The sequence below is a fragment of the Methylomonas koyamae genome (genome assembly GCF_001644025.1).
Taxonomy (GTDB): domain Bacteria; phylum Pseudomonadota; class Gammaproteobacteria; order Methylococcales; family Methylomonadaceae; genus Methylomonas; species Methylomonas koyamae_A.
In genome coordinates this window covers 1-7809 of record NZ_LUUK01000208.1, presented here as the reverse complement: position 1 = coordinate 7809, position 7809 = coordinate 1, and the positions used below count along the sequence as shown (strand labels likewise).

The 7809-nt window shown below is 59.9% G+C and carries 11 protein-coding genes; 6 read left to right on the top strand and 5 right to left on the bottom strand.

Annotated elements, in window-relative coordinates; genetic code table 11:
- The 5 genes from A1355_RS25860 to A1355_RS20735 all read left to right on the top strand — a co-directional run.
- The coding region (locus tag A1355_RS25860; protein ID WP_197471867.1) for a hypothetical protein at window positions 1–192 on the top strand (192 nt) is incomplete at its 5' end.
- A 44-nt stretch (window positions 193–236) separates the two neighbouring features.
- The gene (locus A1355_RS20745; protein ID WP_064031192.1) at window positions 237–890 is read left to right on the top strand and encodes an FMN-binding negative transcriptional regulator; all 654 of its coding nucleotides are present in this window, start codon (window positions 237–239) and stop codon (window positions 888–890) included.
- A gap of 14 nt (window positions 891–904) precedes the next feature.
- Complete coding sequence (locus tag A1355_RS20740) at window positions 905–1474, top strand: class IV adenylate cyclase (protein WP_064031191.1); 570 nt, start codon at window positions 905–907, stop codon at window positions 1472–1474.
- A complete protein-coding gene (locus tag A1355_RS25855; RefSeq protein WP_197471866.1) occupies window positions 1455–1622 on the top strand; it encodes a hypothetical protein in 168 nt (55 codons plus the stop codon). The genes A1355_RS20740 and A1355_RS25855 overlap by 20 nt, the downstream gene beginning before the upstream one ends.
- Window positions 1623–1789: 167 nt before the next feature.
- The gene (locus A1355_RS20735) at window positions 1790–2419 is read left to right on the top strand and encodes a hypothetical protein (protein WP_064031190.1); all 630 of its coding nucleotides are present in this window, start codon (window positions 1790–1792) and stop codon (window positions 2417–2419) included.
- Window positions 2420–2526: 107 nt separating this feature from the next.
- Here A1355_RS20735 and A1355_RS20730 read toward each other — a convergent pair whose 3' ends face one another.
- The 5 genes from A1355_RS20730 to A1355_RS20710 all read right to left on the bottom strand — a co-directional run bounded on the left by A1355_RS20730 (window position 2527) and on the right by A1355_RS20710 (window position 5899).
- The gene (locus A1355_RS20730) at window positions 2527–3111 is read right to left on the bottom strand and encodes an NUDIX hydrolase (protein WP_064031189.1); all 585 of its coding nucleotides are present in this window, start codon (window positions 3109–3111) and stop codon (window positions 2527–2529) included.
- Window positions 3112–3320: 209 nt separating this feature from the next.
- Window positions 3321–3638, bottom strand: a complete 318-nt coding sequence (locus A1355_RS20725; protein WP_064031188.1) for a HigA family addiction module antitoxin — start codon at window positions 3636–3638, stop codon at window positions 3321–3323.
- A 9-nt stretch (window positions 3639–3647) separates the two neighbouring features.
- Window positions 3648–3941 carry a type II toxin-antitoxin system RelE/ParE family toxin gene (locus A1355_RS20720; RefSeq protein ID WP_064031193.1) on the bottom strand — a complete coding sequence of 98 codons (294 nt, stop codon included), beginning with the start codon at window positions 3939–3941 and terminating at the stop codon, window positions 3648–3650.
- A gap of 117 nt (window positions 3942–4058) precedes the next feature.
- Window positions 4059–4937: a 3'(2'),5'-bisphosphate nucleotidase CysQ family protein gene (locus tag A1355_RS20715; protein ID WP_064031187.1), complete on the bottom strand. Its 879-nt coding sequence runs from the start codon at window positions 4935–4937 to the stop codon at window positions 4059–4061.
- Window positions 4919–5899: a phosphotransferase gene (locus A1355_RS20710; protein ID WP_064031186.1), complete on the bottom strand. Its 981-nt coding sequence runs from the start codon at window positions 5897–5899 to the stop codon at window positions 4919–4921. The genes A1355_RS20715 and A1355_RS20710 overlap by 19 nt, the downstream gene beginning before the upstream one ends.
- 83 nt (window positions 5900–5982) lie before the next feature.
- On the opposite strand from A1355_RS20710, the gene A1355_RS20705 reads away from it, so the two are divergent.
- Entirely contained in the window at window positions 5983–7032 is a 1050-nt protein-coding gene (locus tag A1355_RS20705) for a threonine aldolase family protein (protein WP_064031185.1), read from the top strand.
- The last annotated feature ends 777 nt before the right edge of the window (window positions 7033–7809 follow it).

Genomic DNA, 7809 nt, shown 5'->3' with positions numbered 1-7809 from the left:
CCGCGCGCGCCGGGCGAAACCGACATCGCCGGCATTTGGGCCGAACCGCTACCGCCGGTAATCCGGGCCTTGACCGCGCACGCCGACATCGAACAGGTTTACCGCCATTTACCCGATTTCGAGCCTGGCGATCTTGGCCCGGCCTTGCTCCCGTTCCACGGCCAACGCAATGGCGCGCGTCAAGTGCCATAGCCCGGCTTCCCAACGCATCCTCCCAACCATCGCCGCTGAGCCCCATGTACAGTCCCGAACAGTTCGCCGAACCCCGAATAGAAGTCATGCAAGACCTAATCCGCCAATACCCGTTGGCGACACTGGTGACGCTGGCCGGCGACGGTCTGAACGCCAACCACATTCCGCTGCATTTATGCGGCGACGGCTCGGCCTACGGCTGTCTGCGCGGTCATGTCGCCAGAGCCAACCCGCTGTGGCGCGCCGACGAGTCGTCCGCGGAACTGCTGGCGATTTTCCAAACCCCGAACGCCTATATTTCGCCTAGCTGGTACGCCAGCAAACGCGAAACCGGCCGAGCGGTGCCGACTTGGAATTACGCCGCCGTCCACGCCTACGGCCGTTTGCAAGCCGTGGACGATCCGGTCTGGATACGCGATCAAATAGTGGCTATGACGGCGGCACAGGAGGCGGCGTTCGCCGAGCCTTGGGCCGTCGCCGACGCCCCGGCGGATTTTACCGAACGCCTGCTGACCCAAATCGTCGGCATCGAAATCCGGATAACGCGTTTGCTGGGCAAATGGAAAGTCAGCCAAAATCAACCGGCGGCGAACCGGAGCAGCGTGATCGCCGGTTTACGCGAAACCGGGCACGACGACATGGCCGACTTGGTTGCGGAACGCTCCGAATCCGCCGCCCGCAACCCACCCGAAACTTGAACGACGGACCTCATATGGCCAGAAACATCGAAATCAAAGCCCGAATCGCCAGCGTCGCCGCGCTGCTGCCGCTGGTCGCCGGTATCGCCGATCAGGGACCGTTCACGCTGACACAGGACGACACCTTTTTTCAGTGTCCGAACGGCCGCCTCAAGTTGCGGGCGTTTTCCGACAACAGCGGCGAACTGATTTTCTACCAGCGTCCGGATCAAACCGGACCGAAAACCTCGTTCTACCGAATCTCGCCCACCGACGCCCCGGCCAGCCTGCGCGACGCGCTGACGCTGGCCTACGGCACCATCGGCCGGGTCCGCAAGCAGCGCACCTTGTTCTTGGTCGGCCGCACCCGCATCCATTTGGATCAGGTCGAAGGCTTGGGCGATTTTCTGGAGTTGGAAGTGGTGTTGAACGACGCCGAAAGCGAAGCCGCCGGCCGAGCGGTCGCCGACGGCTTGATCGCGGCGTTGGACATACGCCCGGAACAATTGCTGGCCACCGCTTACCTGGATTTGCTAGCCGAGGATAGGCCTTCCGAGGATTCGGTGGCGAACCCGAGTCGCGACGATGAAACGCCATCTGCTTAGCGCCGCGCTGCTGCTGACCGCGCTCGCCTGTTATTGGGCCGGCTATGCCGGCGCCGGCACGATAGCCTTCGCGGTCGGCGGCGTTTTCGAGGCCGGGTTTTGGTACCGGATTTTGTTCGGGTCGATGGCGGACAAAGAAAAAGAGTAGGCGATTATCTTGGGCAGGGATGGACATTAACCGATTTTGATCTAACTTCAGATGTCGGAAATCGGAAATCGGAAGCCGAATCGACCATTACCCAAACAGCGCCGCGCGAACCGCCGTCGCCCCCTTCACACCCGCCAATCCAACCAGCCTATCGCCTAGGAGGCATCATGCCATCGAAAACTCTCCCCCAACAAAACGGCAATTCTTGCGCGGCGCATTGCACGGTCATTGCGATCGCCGAACTTTCTAACAATCAGCTGTGTTTGGACCAGACATTTGCCGAAAAAACCGTCTGGCCGGCCATCCAATTCGTATCCACGGGCGGTTTGGCGCCCGGAATCGACCAGCTCGCCGCCGCCAAAAATAGCGACCCGCGCAAAATCATCACCGAAACCGACAAAATCTCGAACAAGACGGTAAAGGCCGAGTTGGTTTGCGACGATAGCCAAAAGACCGGCGCGCTGGTTTACGTAACCGACCTCGCAACAAAACAAGGGCTGGGTGCGCTGTTTAATTTGATTAAAGGCGGCGGGACAAGCACCAGTCTTACGCTAACCGACGGCGTTTTCTATAACGCCAGTTACTTGATGTTTAACGGCGCCAAAGCAGCCACCGGCACCTTTACCGGTATGCACAATATCTTGGTGACTCGCGAAGGCGGCAAGGATTACTACTATAACCCCAACGAAAACAAACCCGGTTGGAATCTAACTTCGGATTGGAAAGTACTCGACAACCAAAACGGCGGAAACCACAGCTACGTGTTCACGGGCGTTTGCGTGGAGATGAAAAAGTAGGGCAAGTTGACGATCACAAAAAGGATTTCGCGCTGAGCATGAAACACGTCCTTCCGGGAGAGGCTTTAACTGCGATTACCGGTGTGTCGGCCGGATAATACCTAGGCTCAACGGTCGGCCGGGCACTCCGCCGCCGATGGCAACAGCCCGTCCGTTTTGGCTTGGCGCAATGCCTTGAGCGAGTTCGGCCAAAAATAAATTTCGTCGACCGGGCCGTCGTAGACCGAAACCCGCAGATCGTCGGCACTCGAATCCAAAGCCTTGCCGAGCTCGCCATCTCTGATCCAGACCCATTGCTTACGCTCGACGTGCAAGCATTCTCGCTGCATCGCCAGCACGTTGGCCGGCACGAACGGCACTTTCGCAACGAAGGTCAGAAACGGCGAGTCCGGCGACCGGGACGGCCCGCGGATATTCGCATCGGTAAGCGCCGCCAATCGATAGACGCAGTTCGACTCCTCGAAGAATTCTCGATTAGCCGTCTCGATTGGCGACTCGCCGCCTTCCCACGTGCCGCCGAAATGCGCCCAACCTTGCCGTCCCGGCGCGTCGTCGAACGCCAGCAAATGGAAAATTTGCCCATTGCGGCACGCATACGCCGCGATGCCGGCCGGCGGCCCCGGTTCGGCAACGGATGAGCCGACGATAAACCACAGAAATACGGCAATAGGCACCGAAAGGATGAAGCGCATGGTTCGAACTCCCCGAAGGCAATGTATCGATCGGCCAATACTATACGGCGACTTCTCGATGGCAAATAGCGATTTTCCGCCGCGTTAAAAATTCGCGACCGGCTGGTTTTACGTTGTCAGATGACTCGATAAGCATCGTCATTCCGGCATGGATGCCCGCTTCCCGGCGGGCATGACGATATTGCTAAAATCCGAAAACCTTATTTCAGTCAGGCGCTTTTCTTGAAATGATGAAAATCCTGAATGCTATCTAACTCAGCCTTCTCAAATTGCTGTGTTTGATAAAGATCCCAACGAATTTGTAAATTCAGCCAAAAATCGGCGGACATGCCAAAAAAACGGGCGAGCCGTAAAGCAAGGCTGGAGTTAACGCTATCATTTTGCTGAATCAAATCCTCGATTTTTTGCAGAGGCACATGAATCGCTTCGGCCAATTGCTGACCCGTAATTTGCATCGGCTTTAAAAACTCTTCTTCCAACATTTCGCCCGGATGAGTGGGTTTTCTATGGGTTGGTATGCGTACCATGGGTCACCTCTAGCGGTAATCGACGATTTCGACCTCGTCCGGCCCTGACTCCGACCACTTGAAACAAATTCTAAACTGATCGTTAATGCGAATACTGTATTGCCCTTTTCTGTCCCCCGATAACGCTTCAAGACGATTCCCCGGCGGAACCCTTAATTCCTCCAGAAAAATGGCCGAATCCAACTGATCGAGCTTTCTAGCGGCGATTCGCCAAATGGCTTGCGGGCAAGCTTTTCTGGCGATCGCCGAAGATACGCCGTTGAAAATATCTTCGGTAGCCTGATCTTTAAATGCAACGATCATGAACACAGCTTAACAAGCATCGTTTAGTCCATTCGCCAATGGATTCCCGGTAAACTCATCCGAAGCTTGGGGCGGCGAGCCTTACCCCATTCGAATCGTAGCACGGCCTCGCCCGTTTTAACCAGATAAACGCCGATACAAGGCCAGCACCCGCTCCGCGATCCCGCCGTCGCTGCAATACAACACGCCGCAATGGTTTAGATAAGTCGAGCCTTCCGGATTCAAGGCCAGCGGCCGCCCGCGCATGTCGCTAAACGGCGCGCCGGCTTCGCGAAACAGGCAGGCGGTGGCGGCATAGTCCCAGATGCTGCCGCCGCCGACTTGGGGTTTGGGGTATTTGAAGTAGCAAGCCGGGGTTTGCAGCGCCAGGCAGGCGTTCAGGGCCGCGCCGCCTTGCAGTTTCAATTCGGTCTTTGCGTAGCCCAGTTCGGCGGCGATGCGCTCGAGCTCGGGCAAGGTCGCGGCGTAAAGCGGGTCGTCGGCGAAGCTTTTATCGGTGACGAAGGTCAGGATCGGGCTGCTCGGACGCGCCGGCAAACGTTGCCGATTGCGCCAAGCGCCCTGGCCGGCAACGGCGCTATACAAGGTTTGGGTCAGCGGATCGTAGACCACGCCGATCGCTGGCGTGCCGTCGCGAGCCACCAGCGCGATAGCCACCGAATAGCCCGGCACGCCTTCGATAAACGGCAAGGTGCCGTCCAGCGGGTCTATGCACCAGAAATAATCCTTGGCGAGCCGGGTCCGGTCGTCCGGACTTTCCTCGGACAGCAGGGCCAAGTCGTAATGCGCGCAAGTCGGCAGCAACACGCGCATGATCGCATCCTGACTCAGGTGATCGACTTCGGTGACCACTTGCGCGGCCAGGCTGGCGCCACCGGCCTTGGTGTTGACCGCTACCTCGCGCGCGGCGTGACGGGCGATGAGTTGGCCGGCCTGGTAGGCGGCCAAGATCGCGCATTGGCCGAGCAGGTGCAAGTCTAAGTCGCTGAGTTGCATCGGGTCTCCGTCAATTGGGCGATGACTTGCCGCGCCAGCCGTTCGCTGTAGCTGTCGCGCGGCCAATGGCCGGGACTCCAGCCTTTTAAAAAGCGGTGAAAGTCGGTCCAGGCCAGCGGGTACAAGGCCCGCCAGTCGCGCTCCAGCGCGTCGGCGTCGATATCCGGGCGCTTGACGCTTAAGGCCCGGCGCAAGGCGGCGAAGTAGATCGCCAACAGTTCGGACTCGCGGCGTTCGCATTCCGGCAACGGCAAACAACTGTCGATGAAGTAGGCCACGTCCTTGACGCCGGGCCCGCCGCCGACGTATTGAAAATCCACCGCCGCGACTGGGCCGGCACGCTCGGCGAAGCAAAAGTTGTCCAGCTTGGCATCGCCGTGGACCAGGGTTTGAAACGGGCTGGCGCTCAGCGCCCGGTCGATCGCGGCGGCGGCCTGTTGTAACGGCGGATCGTTCAACGCCTGCAACTCGTCGGGCCGGGTCGCCAGATGCCAGTAAGTGCCGGTCGGCCAAAGGCCTTGCGGCTTCACGCCAAGGAAAGTCGCGTGAAAATTCGCCAGCCAGTCCAGACAGGCGCTTAAATCGTCCTCCGCAATCCGCGAGCGGCGCCGGCCGAAACCGGCGGCATCCAGGTCTTCCAGGATCAGCACCACTTCATCGCCGAACCTGGCCGAAGCCAAGCTCGCCGGCACCCGGCAAGCATTATCGCAACGCGAACTCCAATCGCTATACCAGACGGTTTCGACTTGATAGGAGCGCAATTTGCGCCGGTGCGAGACATCGCCGTGCCCGATGCGCGGCGGCTTGACGTGCTTGACCACGACGCCGGCGCGGTCGGCGCCGTGCAAGCGGTAGCGCACGATCCGGCCGTAGCCGCTCCACAGCCGTTGCACGACTTGGTGCGGCTCGGTCTGGACGGCGCCGGTGGCTTGGCAAATCAGGGCGGCGATGTCAGGCGGCATAAGCAGTCGGGCTGAGAAAATCGTCATTATACAAAGCGGCGATCTGGGTTAAGGTAGCGCGACATTTGCACTCAGGATTTGCGATGAACTTTGCCTCCGACAACTGGGCCGGCGCGCATCCGGCCATCGCCCAACAATTGCTGGCCGCGTCGGCCGGTTTCGCCGCGCCTTACGGTGCCAGCGAGCTGGACAAAGCGATCGAACGGCGCTTTAACGAACTGTTCGAACGCGAGGTGGCGGTGTACTTCGTCGGCACCGGCACCGCCGCCAATTCGCTGGCGCTGGCCGCGATCAACCGCCCCGGCGGCGTGACCTTCTGCCATCGCGAAGCCCACATGCTGGAAGACGAATGCGGCGCGCCGGAGTTTTTCACCCACGGCGCCCGGCTGGCGGCGGTCGACGGCGAATTGGGCAAGATCGATCCGGCCAAGCTGGCGGCGGAGATTCGCCGCTTTCCGGCCGATTTCATCCACGCCGGCCAGCCGATGGCGGTGTCCATCACCCAAGCCAGCGAAATCGGTACCGTTTACCGTCCCGACGAAATCGCCGCGATCGCCGAGGTGGCGCAAACCCACGGGCTGCCGCTGCACATGGACGGCGCCCGCTTCGCCAACGCCTTGGTCGCGCTGGACCTGACGCCGGCCGACATGACTTGGCGGCTGGGCGTGGACATCGTGTCGTTCGGCGCCACCAAAAACGGTTGCTGGTGCGCCGAGGCGCTGGTGTTCATGAACCCGGCCGCCGCCAAGGATCTGCTCTTTATCCGCAAGCGCGCGGCGCAGTTGTTTTCCAAAAGCCGCTTTATCGCCGCGCAATTCCAGGCCTATCTGCACGACGGCCTGTGGCTGGCATTGGCCCGCCACGCCAACGCGATGGCCGCGCGACTGCAACAAGGCATCGCCGCCTCCGGCGGCGCCCGGCTGGCCTGGCCGGCCGAAGCCAACGAGGTGTTCGCGATATTGACCCAGGCCGACGCCGAACGGCTCCGTACCGCCGGCGCGGTGTTCTATCCGTGGAATCCACCGCATGCCACGCCGGGCCTACTCGCCGAGCACGAAACCCTGGTCCGCCTGGTCGCCAGTTTTGCCACGCAGCCGGACGACGTGGCGCGGTTTATCGATGTGTTGGGTTAATTGATATGGCGGAACCGCCGACGCGTTCCGCCGAGTTTTCACCGACCAAAAAACGCAAACACCCAAAGGCCTGGGGATTCTAGGGTTACCGGCATTAATAAAAACGAATCATGGAACCTAAACGCCACGCCCGATGATTCAAGCATTTCGCTGATTACAAAGCCGTCCCCCCTTGGCAAACCTCCAGCCACATGCGGCGTCGAGCATTTTTTGCCCGGCCGACTACCAGCGATACTCGGCGCCGAATGTTTTTTGCTCGGCCGACCGCCGGCGATTCGAACCCGCCTTTCCCGCCAGCCGGAGTCACCCAAACAACTCGGCCGGAGTACAAACCTAGGTTTGTACTCCAATGCGACGATCCGCTGACGCCAAGCGCCGCGGCGAGAAATCGGACGGCTTGGCTTAAAACGTCTCTGCCAGAACCCGCCCCGCCTAATCGAGCAAAACGCGGCTTTCTTACAGGTCCAAGGAAATCCATTAAACGCCCCGCCAGAATCGCGGGACCAGTGGTTGGGGATTGAGGTCAGGTAGGGCGGAAGCCATCAGGCGTTCCGCCAATGGCCTTCGATTTGGCGGAACCGCTAACGCGTTCCGCCTTACAGGTTACTAGTTGACGCATTCAAATGTAGGGTGGGCAACTTTGCCCACCGTTGGCGGTTGGTTCCGCGTGGGCACTCAACCGTGCCCACCCTACATTACTTTTCTTTCAACTGCATGGATGCAGGAGCAATTCCCGAGGACAAGCACAAATTCGTCTGGAACGAATTTGAACAGCCG

Excerpts from the sequence above, each read along its gene's own strand:
- A1355_RS20745 (WP_064031192.1), top strand. The coding sequence starts at position 237 with ATGTACAGTCCCGAACAGTTCGCCGAACCCCGAATAGAAGTCATGCAA.
- A1355_RS20740 (WP_064031191.1), top strand. The coding sequence starts at position 905 with ATGGCCAGAAACATCGAAATCAAAGCCCGAATCGCCAGCGTCGCCGCG.
- A1355_RS25855 (WP_197471866.1), top strand. The coding sequence starts at position 1,455 with ATGAAACGCCATCTGCTTAGCGCCGCGCTGCTGCTGACCGCGCTCGCC.
- A1355_RS20735 (WP_064031190.1), top strand. The coding sequence starts at position 1,790 with ATGCCATCGAAAACTCTCCCCCAACAAAACGGCAATTCTTGCGCGGCG.
- A1355_RS20730 (WP_064031189.1), bottom strand. The coding sequence starts at position 3,111 with ATGCGCTTCATCCTTTCGGTGCCTATTGCCGTATTTCTGTGGTTTATC.
- A1355_RS20725 (WP_064031188.1), bottom strand. The coding sequence starts at position 3,638 with ATGGTACGCATACCAACCCATAGAAAACCCACTCATCCGGGCGAAATG.
- A1355_RS20720 (WP_064031193.1), bottom strand. The coding sequence starts at position 3,941 with ATGATCGTTGCATTTAAAGATCAGGCTACCGAAGATATTTTCAACGGC.
- A1355_RS20715 (WP_064031187.1), bottom strand. The coding sequence starts at position 4,937 with ATGCAACTCAGCGACTTAGACTTGCACCTGCTCGGCCAATGCGCGATC.
- A1355_RS20710 (WP_064031186.1), bottom strand. The coding sequence starts at position 5,899 with ATGCCGCCTGACATCGCCGCCCTGATTTGCCAAGCCACCGGCGCCGTC.
- A1355_RS20705 (WP_064031185.1), top strand. The coding sequence starts at position 5,983 with ATGAACTTTGCCTCCGACAACTGGGCCGGCGCGCATCCGGCCATCGCC.